Origin of the sequence: Roseburia sp. OM04-10BH (genome assembly GCF_003462605.1) — a bacterium.
Taxonomy (GTDB): domain Bacteria; phylum Bacillota; class Clostridia; order Lachnospirales; family Lachnospiraceae; genus Roseburia_C; species Roseburia_C amylophila.
In genome coordinates this window covers 154,547-171,474 of the sequence record NZ_QTZI01000006.1, presented here as the reverse complement: position 1 = coordinate 171,474, position 16,928 = coordinate 154,547, and the positions used below count along the sequence as shown (strand labels likewise).

Genomic DNA, 16,928 nt, shown 5'->3' with positions numbered 1-16,928 from the left:
TGCAATAAAAATCAGCCCAAAAACATTAAACCATTCCATATTATCTACCATCACAAACTTGAATTTATACCCGGTACTTGTCTCGATTTATAGTCATATCAACTAAATGAAATACAAGTAAGATAATAAAAAAAACGGAAACTATTATTATTCCTGCGCCCAGCTTGATAAAATCAATTATACCGCCAAGACAAAAGAGCATTGCCCATGTCTTAATCCGTTTTCCAGTAACTCTACATATTTTCTCTGTATTTAATCCAGTATAATCTCCTGATAAAAACAGCACACTTCTTTCTGTATTCCTTGATTTGATAAAAAATCTTCCAACAAAAAAGAGAACAGTTGCCATCAGTAAATCAATAAATATAATTATTATTTTCATTTTCAACACCTCTAATTCTAAGTTCACAACTTCCGATTTTCTCAATTCTCCAAACTTGAATTTATTACTCCAAAATAACCGGAAGCATAATCATAATAATTCCAAATAAGGCAAATAGAATACCACCTATTTTTGTTGTTTTCAAGTAAAACTCAGATGGTTCATCTGCACAATAAGATTTCCATTTTTCTGTTAATTTCCATATTAAGCCCGGCTTTAAGAAGATAAACATACCTAACGCAAAGATTATGATTCCACCACCAATAGACCACCACATATTTACCACCTCCTTTAGCAAATTCAATTTTCTTTTCCCTAATAATTACAAATATTCCTTGGAAATTGCTTCCACACCATACATTTCCATAAATGCATCCAGGTCCGCTGCTGCATCCCCAATCAACATATTCTCGTCAAAGTGTACGATATGCATATCTTAAAATCCAGCCACATGTTCTCCGGTACAAATGATACATTTTAGAACTGCTTCCTTATTTATTTTTCATATCGAATCTTATATGCTTTTTTCTTAAAAACAGGGAATATCTAATTTATTATCATCAAGGTCGGATATTCATCCGACCTCTTGATTATACTATAGATTCTATAAAAATTCATCTGTTATCACTGCAGCATTGCTTCTTTTTTCTTCTGTTCCGCAATCTTCTCATGAATGTTGGTATTATACAGCCTGTACAAATCTGTATCCTTACTAATCTGATTATCAAATGGAATCACCACAGAACCACACTTGATAAGTCCCATTCCCGATGCAGTATTGGTTACGAATCTTAGCTGTGCCTCTGATACCCCGATAACTTCCGCCATCTTGGAACTGTCTGTATTCGCCTGTTTTAAGAGTGCCACAAACTCAGAGTTTGCAAGCATTGTGGTTGCTGTATAGTTCTGCAACAGATCGACGACATTCTGCGTGATACCGGTACAAAGTCCTCCCTGCTTTCTTACTTTCTTCCAGAGCTGCTGCAGATATTTTGCAGAATACTCGGAATTAAGCAGGACGTGAAACTCATCAATATAGAGCCATGTTGCCTTGCCTCTCTTGCCATTCTCAACAATCCTGTTCTGAATAGACTCCATCATGACAAGCATTGTGATAGGACTAAGCTCCGTACCTAAGTCCCTGATGCCATATACTGTGAATCTGTTATCCACATCCACATTTGTCTGATGATTGAAGATATTAAGTGAACCATTTACGAAAAGCTCTAGTGACAATGCAATGTCCTTTGCCTCATCCTCCGGCTGTGCCATAAGGATATCGTAAAAATCACTCATCACCGGGATATACTTCTCTTTGCTCCTTGCAATGTCGATATACAGCTTTCTCACACAACGATCAATGATTGACTTCTGTCTTGAATTTAAACTGTCCCCGATACACTGCTCACAAAGTCCAAGCATAAACTCGCCCTTCTCTCTAACCATTCCCTTGGAATCATTCGGATCAAGGCTCCATACATCCATCTCCAGCGGATTCACATAGTTATCCGTGTAGGTAGACATATTTACCACTGTTCCACCATAAGTATCAGCTATATCAAAGTACTCGTTCATTGGATCTATGACGATTATCTCATCATCTCCCGACAAGAATACGCTGCCCATCTCCATCTTGCAGAAGAAGGATTTACCGGAACCCGGCACACCAAATACAAAGCCATTTCCGTTGATAAGCTTCTTTCTGTTACCGATATTCACATTCTTGCTGATCTGGTTGATACCATAATAGTTGCCTGTGCTGTCATTAAGCTCCTGCACATTGAATGGCATAAGTACCGCAAGTGACTGAGTAAGAAGGGTACGCATTGTCTCCACCTGTCTTACACCAATCGGAAGTGCTGTGTTGAGAGCTTCCCTCTGCTTTAAGTAGTGTGTATCAATCGTGCAGCTGTTACGCTTTCCGATGGTCTCCACAGTCTCACATACACTCTCAAGCTCCTTCTTGCTTTCTGCCATAAGAATAATGGTTACTCCCACGAAGAAAAGGCACTGGTCATTCTCACGGACGTCATCCATGATTTCCTCAATTTCTTTTTTCTCCGTTCTCTTGGCATATGAAATTTCCGTAGAAAAATCGTTATTCTTATTACGAACTCTCTGCTGTTTGATAATATCCGACTCAATACCAAGGTATTTCTTCTGAAGCACCTTTGTTGTCAGATCCTTTGGAACAGGCACCACATCAATACTCGTGATAGAATGAACCGGAAGGGAAGTAATCTCATTGATGAATCTGTCTGACAAACTGCTCGGATACTTTTTGATAAAAAGTGCCTTGCAGAATTTACTCTCATCCTCAAAATGGTCCGGGAAATATTTCACCATGCCATTGCACAGATCATTTCTAAAATCTGCCCCGACCTTCTTAGCCTTTTTGATATCATAATCAAAGCTGCCCTCATCTCCAAGATGATAATAGTCATAGAGCACTTTCAGTCTCTCATTGCCATTAAGCGGCACAATCTCTGCCCCAAGCTCAATGAATGCCTTGTGTATCGTTGCCTCAAGGGTAGCAAACTGTGCCTTTGCCTCCTCGAAATTCTTTCTCTCAATCGTGATCGTCAGGTATCTCTCCTGCTCAATCCCCTGTCTGCCCTCAATAATCTTCTCTTCAATGATGTCATTGTAAATTCTTCTGTAATTATTGAAGCCATCATTTTTCTCAGCAATCAGTACCTTGTCACGGAGTTCATCCATGTTTTTGTTCTTATTATTGATCGTAATCTTATAATTACAGTCCAGCGAATTTAAGAACTTACAATATCTCTCGAAAATACCGATCTGCTCATCCTCCGTTGCTGTCGTGTAATTGATGTCCTGAAAGCGGTAGCATTTGGAATACTTATTTTTGCTCACTTCAAAAATGCCGTTTTCAGCCACCGCCATAATCTCTATGGTTTCCTGAATGGATTTAGGTGTCTTATACAAAGGCTCACTCGCCTTCTTTAATAACTTAAATCCGTCTGTAAATAAACCCATGTTTCTAACCTCGCTTTCTTATAATGAAAGCCCGCCGGGAACTTCACCCTGCGGGCTGTGTTCCCGACCTTGCGGTCAGACGCTATTCGTTTCTAATGCATTGCCTTATATGCTGCAATGCCTGCTGCTGCCGCCACAATGACTGCGACAAGTACAAGCAGCATGTTTCTCGTCTTTTTCTTCATTGCTTCAAACTCCTCCTGCTTCTTTACAGCTGAATCTGCTGTTACTGTCTCCGGTTCAGCCTTTCTGCCTTTCTTCTTTACCTGTTCATTCTGCTCTGCTTCTAACTGCTTTATTGCAGGCTCTCCCTCTGTTGATACATAGGTAAGTGCCCTGTTTCCAAACATAAAATGCAGTTTCTTTCCCATATACTCGTAGAAATTCATCCCGTTAAAGGAATAGAATCCGCCAAGTGCAATCGGTGCCACACAGGGAATTGCCACATAAGCAGAACCCGTAAGACCGATATACTTGTAAAGAAGAAGGACGATACCGCCACCGACTACTACGCTTGCAATAGAAAATATAAGCTGCCTTGCAGTAAGTCCCATCGCAACCGATTCCTGATAGCGGTCAATATCCTTGTTTACTTCGATTACCATTGTCCCTGCCTCCTATCTTGATAAATCCTTTGTCTCCGGCTTTCTTGTCATTCCAATATTCGCCTCATATTTATCCATTCCATCCGGACACAGTTCTCTAAGCTTATCTACATTGAACAGATAAAGCGGATATTCGCAGAAACCACTCCTTTGCGTGAATCCTGTAAACTCTCCGAGGTCGTTATCTGTAATAAACTTTTCAATATCCGGCATGTCATTCACATACAGATATCCGCAGTAATTTGGTGCTGCAACCGACAAATTCACAGTCACATCCCCAAAAGGCTCCTCATATCCATCTTCATTACACATAAGACCGATAAACATTGCCCTGTTATTCATATACTGCTGGATATCAAATGTCACCTGCGTTTCTCCGGTTATGCTTGAATTATAAGTAACCTGTTTCTTTTCATTATCCATTTCTGCCTCCCTCTATAATCCAAATGCCTTGCTTGTAAGTGTCTGTGCACCCTTCACGCTTCCAACAGTCATTGCTATCGTAAATGTCATTTCACACAAATAAATAAGCGTCTGTGCCCAGTCAGCGTAACTTCCTGTAAATGCCGGAAGTCCTGCATTGATAAATGCATTACATACCACAATTGCAAGTGCCATCGTTACTGCCTCGAATACACACGAAAGAAAATATTTGCAGTAGGTAGCCATTGTATGACTGACCATTCTGTTTCCTGCCATTGTGGAGCATGCAATCGCACCAAGCGGCACAATAATCAGTATCTTTAAGAACCTGAAATACACTGTGTAAATGATAAAGAATCCACAGATAATAATGATGATTGCAAGCAAAGCTGTAAGTATCAGCATTACCAGACTCTCACCAAATCCGAGTCCCTTAATGATGTCTGCCTGTGTACTGTCAATGGCAAGCTGCGTCGTTGTCCCCGCAGATATAAGTCCCACCAGATTTCCTATGGAAGTAAAAAACGCTTTCATAATCGTGACATTATTTGCAACAAACCATTCTGCAAGTCCCAGTCGGATAAGCATACGAAATATAGACTCAAACCTCATCTCATCTTTTACATCTATGCTTTCCGAGCAGAAACCGATAACAAAGAACAGCACAACGAGGGAAGAGCCGACCGCTACAAAGACCGGCTCTATACCCTCAATGACTGCCCAGGGACCTCCGCCCTTGAAACTGACCGGTGACTGTCCAAGCATTGCAAAGACCAGGGATATCTGATTGTTCCAAAACCCAAACACTGCCTCAAGAAGTGCAAGGATCTTATCACCAAGCTTAAAAATATCCATACTTGTTATTCACCTCTTTCCTTTTACTAAAAGGGGAAATGCATTTCCCTAATCTTAGAAGCCTAAGAATGTCAGAACTGTTGAAATACCAGCCATCATGACACCTGCCACAATTCCTTTCAGAGCGGAGTTCATGGTAGATGAATCCTGCTGCTGGTAGGCTTGTGCGAACTCCATAACATTCTTTGCAAGAATGATGACACCAACCGCACCAATGACTGCAATGATAAGTGTCTTTAAATTCTCAAGCGGCTGTGTTACTGCGGAAGTACCTGTACCTGCTGCAAAACAAGTAGTGCTCATAAGCATTACTCCCATAAGTGCTCCGGATACTGCCGGAACCATTCTTTTCTTAAAATGAAGTAATCTTCTCTTCATGCCTTTTCCCTCCAAACCCTTGTTTTCTGCACTATTGCAGACTGAATTGTTAGTTACTGTAATCTGTTCTTTTCTCATGATAAAAATCTCCTTTTTCTTGATGTGTGACAGATATGGAAAAAGCCAGAAAGGAATGTACACATTCCAATCCGGCTGATTTCCGAATGGAATATATACATTCCTCTCTGTCTTTGTTTTTTTACTATATGATTATCAGGCAATGCCTGTTGTAAAGATTAATCGGGCTTTCCCCGATGCGTTGTGCTTCAATCACCTCCTTTTATGGCATGAAAAAAGCACTCTAACCTATTATTGGCTAAAGTGCTTTGTAAAACAGTTATTAAATTATTTATCAGTCAGACAAACTTGAAGTTGTCAAAGAGAATTGTTCCAGTATTCCACAGTATTGCCATTCACATCATAGAATGTAATGGTTCCCGCATTTATAGGCAAAACAATCGCAAAAGGTTTATTGCTGTCAATGTCAAGCACTTGAATTGTGTTGCCGTCATCTATTTCAAGCTGTGTTACCTGTTGCTGATTCATAGAAATAAATGCTCGCTCATTATATCCTTCTACAGTGTACTCGGCAATTCCTCTTTGAACCCCCGAAAGTTTTCCACCCCCACGGAAAAAGTATCCAAAGGAAAGACCAGGGCGGTTGACATAGACGGAAAAAGAATGGTCACTCAAATCCTGAGGGTAAGAAATATATGCAGCCATCGTGCTGGAAACGCTTCCATCGACCGTCCAATCATCCTTAATCTTCTGCGACGAACGAATATCTGTCTCCAGCTTAGATGAAGTCACGCCGATCTCATTGTTCGTATAAAGAAAACAAACAAATAAAATACAAACAAGAACAACCCCTATCACAATTTTAAGAAATATTTTTTTCACGCTATCAAAACTCCTTGTCAACTACCGATTTGTAAGTTTCTTTAATCTCACATAGACACAGTATACCACAACTTCTGTGCCTATGCGATAACTTACTGCTTCTTTCGATAAGAACTCATCTTCTCCACCGTTACCTCTGGATAGAAATAAGTCAGTATCGTTGCTCTAGGAATTCCTGCCGCAAGTGCCATCTTTAGCTCCTCTTTCTGCTCAGGTGTATATGACCAATGAAGCATTCGGTTTGTAATAGTATCTTCCCACTTAGGCTTTTCCCTTTCAGGATTCCTTACAGGCTTACCACCAGCGTTTCCACTAGAACCACTGGCAGTTGCTGTACTATCTGCTTTCTGTGATTCATCGACATACTCAAGCTCATTTGCCTGTTCCCTGTCTATCTTTGCTTTCTGCTCTGCTTCATCCTGCATGGAGAATCTTCTGCTTAATTCCGCATCGCCAAGCATCATAAACTGCTCATAGGTTAGAGAATCTATATACACATTCTCGCCCTTATCCTTCAGTTTTTCATAATACTTAACTGCCTTGTCTGAAAGAATCTCAAATGGCGGACCGATAAGATTATTTGCTCCTCTTATCTCGTGAACATAAGGCTCTCCCTTGCCATCTGCTGTCTGGTTAAACATCGGATGATTAAATGGAATAAACTTGTTGTCCATGATAGGATCAAATCCACGGATAAAAATAATACATTTCTTATTATCCAGCTTTCTTACCTCATCGGGTGTAAACAGTTCCCTGCCTAAAACATCATAATTTCTTGACGAGCTTCCCTGCCTCCCCTTTGTCTCTCCGCTTGATTTTTTATCAATCGTGCCTTTTCCAAGCAGTTCCGAGACATACTTGTGCGTACTCTGCTCATTGCCTCCAAGATAGATGAAAGTATCGCAGTTGCCTGGAATGGTTTCCCAAGTATCCTTGAAAAGTGCCTTTAACTGGGCAAAGTTCTGTATGATGATAATACTGGAAATTTCCCTGCTTCGCATTGTAGAAAGCAGCGAACAAAAATCATCTGGCAATGCAACATTCGCAAATTCATCTAACATAAATGTCACATGAATCGGGAGTCTGCCACCGCAGTTAAAATCCGCCTGATAGTACAATTCCTGGAATATCTGAGTATAGAGCATTCCGATAATAAAATTATAGGACTTGTCACTATCGGGAATTACACAAAAGAGTGCTGTCTTCGTCTCTCCATCACCATTGACTCCAATACCTATATCAGATAGATTCAGCTCATCCTTAGAAAGAAGTCGTAAAACCTGCTTATTCTCAAGAAATGCAAGTCTTGAGTTTGCACTGATAATAATGGAACGTACTGTATCTCCTGCACCTCTCATACACTTGTTGTACTGTTTTACTGCCGGATGATTAGCTCCAAGTGGAGAACTCTCCTCTAAGAACTTCATTCGCACATCCAGTTTCGATGCCTTTCCCTGCTCTGTCACTTCTGCTTCTCCAAGAAGCTTCAGTACTGTCTCAAAGTTTCTCTTTGCCGGCTGTACTTCAAGCCATACATAATAAAAGATTGACTGTAAAAATAATCCTTCTGCTTTCTCCCAGAATGGATCACTTGGAGTGGAACCCTTTGGTGTGGTATTACTGATAAGATTGGTAATCAGCTTTACCACGTCCGTTTCCTCTCTGATATAGGAAAACGGATTGTAACAGTCTGACTTATCCATCTCAAGCAGATTGATGACCTTCACATTGTATCCGTTATTCTTTAACATCTGCCCGCAGCTTCTAAGAATCTCACCTTTTGGATCAGTACAGATAAATGAACAGTTATGTGGCATCTGCATCAGATTCGGCTTTACCTCATAAAATGTCTTACCGGCACCGGAACCACCGCAGATAAGAATATTTCCATTGAGCTTCAGCCTTCTGAAATCAAGTGACATCTTCACATTCTGGCTTAGTATTCGATTGAAATTCTCGTCCTTATCCGCCAGTATCTTATTAACCTGCTTTGGATTTTCAAATCTCGCTGTACCAAACTCCTTGCCGGGCATATAGTTTCTCTGGCTGGTGTAATACATAACAATAGCCATCGCATAGATTCCTAATGCAATGGCTACCGCTTTTATAGTATTCGTATTGTAATAGTTTGCAAAGGGAGCAGCACATACTTCATTGAATCTGTTCATAAATTCATTAAATGCCACTCCCTCCGACCACGCACCATTTATCAGATAACCAAGGTACCCCGCTAATACTGCACCCACAAGAATGAATATCAGTGATGGTTTTTTCTTTGTTGTCTGCATATAAAACTACCTCGCTTTCTTGGTAGTGACTGTTTTCTGCTGCGTGGTCTTTTTCTGCTGTTTCTGGACTTTCTCATAACGCTCCCTGACAGATGCCTCCACCTTATCATAATGCGTATAAAGCTCTGTTCCCTTCTGTGTTGTTACAACACGATTCTGGCTGTCATACAGCTTATAATCCTTATTGGAATCGAGAAACGTGAGCATAGTCTTTCCATTATGGATGTCCATAATGTTTTCTTTACGAAGCCATACATATCTTGCTTCGTCTCCCCATGTTCCGGGGATTCTTGTCTTAACTGCATGGTCATTCTCCTCAATAATGAGTTTCTTACTGATTGTAACATCCGAAAGATTGGCATTCTTTGATGCGGCTACTGCCCTCATTCTCTCTGCAAGGTCCTGATATCCTCTGACACGGTTGATAAATGCATCCTTATCCATCATGACTGCATGCGTACCATCTTCCTTCTTACTGCCAAGCACACCGATTGTCTCAAGCTGTTTGATAACACTTTCAGCCTGCTCACCATTGATACTGAAATTCTCCTTGACCTGATCCACACTGATAGCTTTCTTTTCCATTGCAAACATTCCGACCTTTTCGATCAGTCCGTCAATGGCGGTATTAACCCTATCCCCTTCTATCGTGTGGCTTTTCTCGTTTCCCTGCTGTTTCTTCAAAAAATCCATCAGCTTGCCAAGGGATTTTTCATCTCCATTCTTCAGATAATCGTCAAATGTGGCAATCTTACCAAACTTGAGCTTCTGTATCATCATATTCACACGGGGAACTGCCTCTGTATGAAAGATTACCTCACTCAGTCCATCTTTCCTGTTACAGTCTGGAAGTACCGAATACAGGATTCCATACTTCTTTGCCATCTTTTCAACCTTTTTCATATCTTCGGTATTAAACTGCAACACCTGTAAATCGCCACCTTTTAAGATCAGCTTTCTCATGGATGTCTTGCCAAGTGACTTTTCATAATCAAGCATCCCTTTTAAGAAATCTATTGCCTTCTGCATGGCAGCAATGCCGCCGCTTCCTACCTTCATGGCAATCTCAATGCCATCATAAGCTACACGGATGATCTGCACCGCTTCCTGAATCTCTTCTGCCATTATCGCACCTCCACTTTCTCTCTGACTGTTGTTTTAAGCGTTTCTGTCTCTGTAGTACGGATTTCCTCGGCTGATACATCAATACCATAAGCAGTCAAAATATCTGCCAGATGATTGATTGCTTTCTCCTCCTCGATACGATACATTTCAAGTGCCACAAGCAGGTTTTCCACCTGTTCCACCCATGCAGGCTTCATATCATATTTAGACCTGTATGTGACCATAATCTCGTCCGACTCAGCCTTATCCGCTGAATGTGCCAAAGCTTCAATAAGAGAAATCGTGTCTTCCTTGCTGCCACTTCTGAATGCGAACTGGACAACAAAGTTTTTCTCTTCCTCTGTAAACTGATGCTCCACACCATTCATTTCTGTTACTGCTTCATTTACTACTGCTAAATTCATAAGTTCCTCCTAATCTGCCATGCTGTTTTCAAGCACAGCAATCTCAATGATCTCCTTCATCTTTTCCGCTGAAATGTTGTTGTTTATAAGCTCTACAAGCTGTGACTCAGTAAGTCCCTTTTCTATTGCACTCTTAATCTGCACAAGCTGCGCCGGAACAAGGTCTCCCGATGCAACCAGCTTTACAATATCTGCCCTTGACTTTTTCTTAAATGACAGTCTTGCAAAAAGACTTGCCACTCCGCTGTTGCTGCTCTTTCTCACACTTCGCTCAATCGGAAGTCTCTGCACCACATTTCCAGTACCATCAACTACCGGAATCTGATAATAGACCGGAATCCCGTTTGCCACAGCCTGCATATTCTGAGGAACTGCAACTGTATCAACCATCTTTTTATCTGCCTGTGATACGGACTGGCTTTCCTGCGGCTCTGCCTTACTTTCTGCCTCTTTCTTATTCTCTGTGGCAACACTTATGATCTTATCTTCCAATGACTCTATTCTGTCTCCCATACGCTTCATCTCCTTATCCTTTTTCTCAATATCATCCCTGAGTCTTGCAATCGTACTGCTTGCCTTATTCAGTTCATTCTGCTGACTGTTGATAAGAGCATCCTTATCCTGGTTCTCCTTGACCAGACGCTCCCTGACTTCCTCATCATCTTTGGAAGTTTCTATTTCAGAAAGCTTCTTATTCAGGGCATCATACCTTTCATTCTGATGATTGATCTTTGCAACCACTTCATCCATCTGAGCTACAAGACTTTTCACATACTCTAAATCCTGTGGCATCTGCTCTTTGGCTTTATTAAGCTTATCTAATACCACATCAAACATCCTGCGCATGTTTACTGCCGTATCATCTTTTTGGACTACCTCTCTGATTGCATCAATCGGCACACCTTTTTCATAGTAATCCAATGCTGTCTGCATCTTAGGTGCTGCCATCCTGCTATCTTTCAGCAGCGTTAACAACTCTTCTGATACACCCTTATGCAGACATTTTGATAACACCTTCATCTGCTCAATGTCATAACTTTTGTTAAGATACAGATCGATTTCATCATCAGTCAGTCCATATTCATAATCGCTTTTGACAAGAGCAATAACCTCACTGTCCATATGCTTATTACGAAGAATCTGTATCTTTCTCTCAATCGCCATTTCACTTAATGGCTCTCTTTTTTCTTCCATATATGCCTCCTAACCACTAAAAAAACAGCCTAACGTACCGGCTGTTCTTTTCTGTCTCTTATCGTTTCTTTGTCATACTGCTTCTCTTCTGCCGAAGCTGATACCGTAAGTTCCTTCCATATTGATCTTCCAAGATTAAGTTCCTTTGATACCGCCCGTTCTGCCTTACAGTCCTGTGCATACTTGCTCTCATATTTTTTTCTAAGACTCTCGACCTCTTCCACACTGTATCCCTGTGCCAGAAGCTCAGTGTTAAGCCTTTCCCATGCATTGTGCTCATCTTCAAAGAAGGTATCCCCACTCTGATAACACGATTCCGCATCATCAAGCCCCCGGATCTGTTCAGCCTTGTCAAAAATATCTTTGAATCTTTCCTTAGCCTTATAGGTCTTACTCTTTTCCTTTGATGCTTCTTTTTTCTTATCCATCAGATTATCAAGTACCGATACAAGTTCTTCCGCACTCTCAATCTTATGCCTTACCAGAAATAGATACTGCTCCTGCAGCTTATGCATCTTTCGGATATCATCCTTATACTTCCATCCCTGACTATATGGCTTCTTTTTCAGCTTTCCAATCCGGTAAAGCTTTGCATAATATCTTTTCTGCAAGCCTGACATCTTCGCCCTGCGGTATCTTTTGACATAGCACTTTACTATCGCTGCCTGTTTTTCCTCATTCTGTGACTGGTAAAAAGATAAATCTTCCTTAGCAATACGCTCCACAATAGCTTCCTGTGAATAATTCTCGCCAAGAGTCTTACATCTTCTGAATCTTGTCATCCCCTGTGGTCTGACTGCCAGATACTTTCCCTGCTTGACCTCATATCCTTTTTCCGACAGCAGTTCCAGAAATCCTCTCAAATCATTTGCCTGTAAAATGCAGGCATCCAAATCTCTTTTTATCATATCTGCCCACACAAAGCTGCCTTCACGATATTCGCTCCAATCCTTATAATTCTCGTGCTGTTTCTCTTTGCTGCCATCCTCCACATCTATAATGGAAAGACCATACTCCTGACACAGCTTATTGGTAATCGGCTGGATATACTTTGCCCAGTCACCTTTCTCGTAGCGATACTTTTTCCCATCCACAAAGCTTACACTGTTAAATACAATGTGTGAATGAACATGGTCTGTATTATCATGAACCACAAATACCGCTTCATAGGCATCGCCAAGATATTCTGCTACAAACTTCTGTGTTATCTCAAAAGCCCTGTCCGGTTCCACCTCATCCTCTTTGAAGGAAAGAATGATGTGATACCCCTGTCGCTTGTCTGTTTTTCCAAACTGCTTCTTTGTATCAATCATCTGTTCAAAAGCCATATCTGCCTGACAGTTAACAGCTCCCACAAGTCTTCCTCTCTGAGTTTTCTCAGGATTCATCACATAATCCAGTGCCCGTTTCAAATGCCTTGCATGAAAAGAATTCCCGCTGTCCTTCATGTGAAGTATCTTACTGATTGCCAATCTTTACCACCGCCTCGCTGACAGACTGATTCAGCTTTTTCATATATGCCACAAGCTGTTCCTTATCTTTCTTGGAATACAGCTGTGCATTGCTGTTAAATACAATCTGATTGATGTTAATGCCGATTCGGTTTATCTCATTGATAAGCTCTTTAAGAAGTTTCCTTACTTCCGGATAATCATTTGGTTTCTGACTGATTAGAAGCCTGATATATTCGGCTTCATTCATTCCATTTGCCTTTGCCTTATCAGAAAGTACCTTCGCTTCCTGTGGCATAAGTCTTAGTGTTTTCCTTATACAATGAACTTTATCCGCCATAGAATCACCTTCCTCTCTTACCCGTACTGTATTCTCTTACTCCTTCTGCTACTGTTACAGCAGCTTTTTCCAGTTCTTTATTACCCAGCTGGGCAATAACCCTGTCTGCAAGCTCTGTAGCAACTTCTATAAGTTCCTTACCATAACAGGTTTTATCAAACAATCTGTCCAGTCTCTTTTCATCTGCTTTCAGACTTTCATACTTGCTCTGATACTCGTTATAGTCGTTAAAATCCTTTGGATCACTCCTGTGTGCTTCCGCATCAAGTATCAGTTCATAGTTCCATTCACAGACAATATCTATAACATCATCTATCGGGTATGGTTCAATTTCACCATTCTCCTCAGCTACATCCTGCCTGTACATCTTCCCATCTGAATCTATGCCAATGGCATAATCATGTCCTTCCATATAGTTAAGCAGAATTGCAGCATCTTCTATCGAAGGGTTTAGTAAGATATCAAATGTGTCTGCCCAGGCAATAAGTTCCTCTGGTTCTGCGATTATTGTAAGTTCTTTATCCATTGCTTTCCTGCACCTCCCTTATCCGTGTTTTGTATATCTCTTCCACCCACACGCCTGTCTGAATCTCTTAGGTTTACGGCTAGATACGCATTAGAGACATCTCTGTCCTAATGCCATCTAGTTAGGGAGAAAATCTCCCTAAAACCCTCTGTTTATGGAAGTGGGGGCGCTTTTTGCCCCCACTTTGCTACTTTGGGGGCGCTTTCTGCCCCCACTTTGTTATTTTGGGGGCGCTTTCTGCCCCCACTTTTATACTGACTTTCATCCGGATTTTGTCGTGTCCGAATTGCGGGGGCGCTTTTCGCCCCCACTTTGACATTTTGGGGGCGCTTTCTGCCCCCACTTTGCTGTTTTGGGGGCGCTTTCTGCCCCCACACATCAAAATCCGGTTTCTCATGCCCTGACTGGTTCATCTGCTCTCTGATTCATCTGGTTCAGATTAAGCTTTGCAGCCACAAGCCACTCGTTGTAATCCTTATATCCGGCTGGAGGCGGACAGTCTTCTACCTCATATCCAAGCTCATAATACTTTCTCATAAGTTCAGCTGCTGCTTTTCTCCCCGGCTCATCTCCATCAAGGCAGAACCGGATGGAAGTTATCTGCGGATGTTCCCGAAGAAATGTTTCAAGTGGTGCATCTGCAAGCATCCCAAGTGCCAGCTTATTTGATTCATAATCCGTGAAGATATCCACATAACTCATAAGGTCGATTGCAGCCTCAAATACTACAAGCTCTGTACTGTTAACATTTACCACATTAAATCCATAGTTCTTATCATTGCCTGTGACATCACACTTGAATGGCTTGCCCTGCTTATCAAACACTCCACGCATACTTGCAAATCTTGTCACTCCATTTTTATCATTTCCTTTGAAAACAACATTGTGGTAATGCCTGCTCTCATAAATCAGTCCATCTTTTAAAAACAGATCTATGACAGTCCTGCTGATTTCTCTCTCCTGATTCAGATATGAAATAAGATAGGAATTATCTCCCGCCGGTTCCGGTAGGACAAATGGCTTTCTCTCCTCTGCCTGCTTCTGCGATACCTGATGAACAAGTGGCTGCTTTACAGGATTCTCGATCCTTCTATATCCTGCAAAATCTAAAAGCCAGAACACAGCCTCTTTTACACTCATTCCACAAAACACCCGCAAGAAATCTACCTGTGAGCCGCCATTGTTGCCTTTGTCAAATTGCCTTGACCATCTGTACCAATGGCTTCTGTTATAGATACGGATGGAATCCATCTCCTTTAAAGTGTGGTATTTGCCAATCCTCTTTACTGTATACCCAAGGCTTTCAGCAACTGCACACAGGTCAACACTCTTTGCTATGGCAAGCTCTTCATCCGTAAATCTTCCATCCATGCTTTCACCTTGCCTTTCCCTGCTCTGCTACAAGCGGTGACTTGATATCAAGTGTCCGGTAATCTGTGCTCAGGGTAATCTTAGGATTATCAATCATGCCTTTTTCCCTGAAACTGAAAAATTCACGATTGTCTCCACCGACTATGATATGGTCAATGAGCGGTATTCCCATCAGTTCACACAGCTTGTTCATGCGGTCTGTCATCATCGTGTCTGCCTTGCTTGGGAATACATTTCCGGATGGATGACAATGGATTAACATCATGCTTGCGGCATTGCTTAAGATACTTGATTTAAACAGTTCTCTCGGATGTGCCATTGCCTCATTTAAAGAGCCAACACTTGCAAAATGCACATTGATAGGTTTTAAATCTGACCTTAGATTGACCACACACACTACTTCCCTGTCAAACTGGCACATACAGTCTCCCATGACAGCAGCTATATCCGCCGGATTATTAAAGGTGTGCTCCAAATAAATCGGAGCATCCTTTACAAGTCTTACCGAAACCACATCAAGCTTGAAGTCATTCTTCTTTGGCATCAGACACCGCCTCCTCTCCAGACTCGACACGGATAACAAAGTCACCTTTCTGGCTGTTTATGAGAGCAATGAGTTCTTCCATTGTAAGTTCCTGCTCCATAGCTGCCTCCTATCTGGACTTTTCCTTCGCGTCATATACAAGGGGAGGTTCTGCAACGATACCATCAAGTCTCTTGTTTGGTGTATCAGTTGCAAGGGTGAGTTTTCTTAAATCCTTATCATAGTGATATACCTGATTGGAAAGTCTCTCGTCCAAAGACACCTCCTGCATATTTACCTCGACTACCATCTGTGCAAGCATCTCAGGGCTTCCCATATCTGAAGATACTGCAATAACCTCATGCACGCTCGAAGGGAGAATATAAAGGTCACTCTCTAAACTCTCTGCCAGCTCATGAAGCTCATTCTCATAAAGCATGGACGCTGCACCATTGATACCCTTTTCATTGGAAATCACCCACATCGTCTGCTCCGGTGGAATCTCAGCTATCATCATCTCTGCGATCTCCTGTGGCATCCCATCCCTTGCGAACATTTCTCTCATAATGTCATTCATGCTACGAACGACAGGTGGGAAGAGTCTTCTTGTGTTTTCCGCTGCACACTTAAAGAGCTGTTCCTCGCTCATTCCAAGTCTTTTCGCAAATTCATTTGTAATTTTTGAACTCTGCACCGCATCCTTATCGGCACTGATTATTACCTTATACACAATAGAAAGATCCTGAAACTCCCTGTGAGGCACCTGTTCCAAAAATGTTTTATTCTGCTCTGTATTGATGAGCTGGAATACAATCTTCTCGTTAGCATCCTTCATAATGCTGTCCACATCAACAACCGGAGCCTGCTCATATGCCCTTTCCATAAAGTCACATGCAGCCATAAGTGTTTCCTCAAGATCCCCACAGTCCTGATACTTCTTATACATGTCATTGATATAAATCGTAGGCGAAATGTTCCTGCCTTCTTCTCTTAAGATGATGCCATCAAGAGTCACATTCACCTTTTCCACGGGTTCTGCCACAAGCTCCATTCCTTTGAACTTCTCAGGCATATAATCCATAAACTTTTCTTTTACTACTTCCTTAAAAATCTCGTAATTCATCATATTACGGTTCCTCCTTAATCTAAAAAAGCAGGGAACA

The 16,928-nt window shown here is 41.5% G+C and carries 18 protein-coding genes; all 18 read right to left on the bottom strand.

The genetic code is table 11. The annotated features are described in order from the left end of the window. Window positions 1–64: 64 nt before the first annotated feature. A complete protein-coding gene (locus DXB43_RS08305; protein ID WP_005611085.1) occupies window positions 65–382 on the bottom strand; it encodes a hypothetical protein in 318 nt (105 codons plus the stop codon). A 64-nt stretch (window positions 383–446) separates the two neighbouring features. Then, window positions 447–659 carry a DUF6199 family natural product biosynthesis protein gene (locus DXB43_RS08300; protein ID WP_117874782.1) on the bottom strand — a complete coding sequence of 71 codons (213 nt, stop codon included), beginning with the start codon at window positions 657–659 and terminating at the stop codon, window positions 447–449. A gap of 347 nt (window positions 660–1,006) precedes the next feature. After that, window positions 1,007–3,382, bottom strand: a complete 2,376-nt coding sequence (locus tag DXB43_RS08295; protein ID WP_117568836.1) for a VirB4-like conjugal transfer ATPase, CD1110 family — start codon at window positions 3,380–3,382, stop codon at window positions 1,007–1,009. A gap of 92 nt (window positions 3,383–3,474) precedes the next feature. Continuing rightward, a complete protein-coding gene (locus DXB43_RS08290; protein WP_117568834.1) occupies window positions 3,475–3,987 on the bottom strand; it encodes a PrgI family protein in 513 nt (170 codons plus the stop codon). Window positions 3,988–3,999: 12 nt separating this feature from the next. Then, window positions 4,000–4,410 (bottom strand): DUF4313 domain-containing protein, encoded by a 411-nt coding sequence (locus DXB43_RS08285; RefSeq protein ID WP_117947326.1) that lies wholly within the window; start codon window positions 4,408–4,410, stop codon window positions 4,000–4,002. Window positions 4,411–4,422: 12 nt separating this feature from the next. Continuing rightward, window positions 4,423–5,265 (bottom strand): hypothetical protein, encoded by an 843-nt coding sequence (locus tag DXB43_RS08280; protein ID WP_004611540.1) that lies wholly within the window; start codon window positions 5,263–5,265, stop codon window positions 4,423–4,425. 54 nt (window positions 5,266–5,319) lie between these two features. Then, window positions 5,320–5,721, bottom strand: a complete 402-nt coding sequence (locus DXB43_RS08275; protein WP_044986705.1) for a hypothetical protein — start codon at window positions 5,719–5,721, stop codon at window positions 5,320–5,322. A 297-nt stretch (window positions 5,722–6,018) separates the two neighbouring features. Continuing rightward, complete coding sequence (locus DXB43_RS08270; protein ID WP_006060469.1) at window positions 6,019–6,543, bottom strand: hypothetical protein; 525 nt, start codon at window positions 6,541–6,543, stop codon at window positions 6,019–6,021. A 92-nt stretch (window positions 6,544–6,635) separates the two neighbouring features. Next, window positions 6,636–8,831 (bottom strand): VirD4-like conjugal transfer protein, CD1115 family, encoded by a 2,196-nt coding sequence (locus DXB43_RS08265; RefSeq protein ID WP_117922573.1) that lies wholly within the window; start codon window positions 8,829–8,831, stop codon window positions 6,636–6,638. Between the two features lie 6 nt (window positions 8,832–8,837). Then, window positions 8,838–9,956, bottom strand: coding sequence for a PcfB family protein (locus DXB43_RS08260; RefSeq protein ID WP_117947325.1), 1,119 nt, complete (start codon window positions 9,954–9,956; stop codon window positions 8,838–8,840). Beyond that, window positions 9,956–10,360 (bottom strand): hypothetical protein, encoded by a 405-nt coding sequence (locus tag DXB43_RS08255; protein ID WP_006858865.1) that lies wholly within the window; start codon window positions 10,358–10,360, stop codon window positions 9,956–9,958. Before DXB43_RS08255 ends, DXB43_RS08260 begins: the two co-directional genes overlap by 1 nt. A 9-nt stretch (window positions 10,361–10,369) precedes the next feature. Continuing rightward, complete coding sequence (locus DXB43_RS08250) at window positions 10,370–11,554, bottom strand: hypothetical protein (protein ID WP_117947324.1); 1,185 nt, start codon at window positions 11,552–11,554, stop codon at window positions 10,370–10,372. A 29-nt stretch (window positions 11,555–11,583) separates the two neighbouring features. Then, window positions 11,584–13,002, bottom strand: a complete 1,419-nt coding sequence (locus DXB43_RS08245; RefSeq protein WP_117947334.1) for a relaxase/mobilization nuclease domain-containing protein — start codon at window positions 13,000–13,002, stop codon at window positions 11,584–11,586. Window positions 13,003–13,012: 10 nt separating this feature from the next. Then, window positions 13,013–13,345 (bottom strand): plasmid mobilization protein, encoded by a 333-nt coding sequence (locus DXB43_RS08240; RefSeq protein WP_055262787.1) that lies wholly within the window; start codon window positions 13,343–13,345, stop codon window positions 13,013–13,015. A gap of 4 nt (window positions 13,346–13,349) precedes the next feature. Further along, window positions 13,350–13,871: a multidrug transporter gene (locus DXB43_RS08235; RefSeq protein WP_117947323.1), complete on the bottom strand. Its 522-nt coding sequence runs from the start codon at window positions 13,869–13,871 to the stop codon at window positions 13,350–13,352. A gap of 393 nt (window positions 13,872–14,264) precedes the next feature. After that, window positions 14,265–15,242, bottom strand: a complete 978-nt coding sequence (locus tag DXB43_RS08225) for a DUF3991 and TOPRIM domain-containing protein (RefSeq protein WP_117947322.1) — start codon at window positions 15,240–15,242, stop codon at window positions 14,265–14,267. A 4-nt stretch (window positions 15,243–15,246) separates the two neighbouring features. Beyond that, on the bottom strand, window positions 15,247–15,786 hold the full coding sequence (locus DXB43_RS08220; RefSeq protein ID WP_117947321.1) for a JAB domain-containing protein: 540 nt from the start codon (window positions 15,784–15,786) through the stop codon (window positions 15,247–15,249). Between the two features lie 109 nt (window positions 15,787–15,895). After that, complete coding sequence (locus DXB43_RS08215; protein ID WP_117947320.1) at window positions 15,896–16,891, bottom strand: DUF5688 family protein; 996 nt, start codon at window positions 16,889–16,891, stop codon at window positions 15,896–15,898. Window positions 16,892–16,928 lie beyond the last annotated feature (37 nt).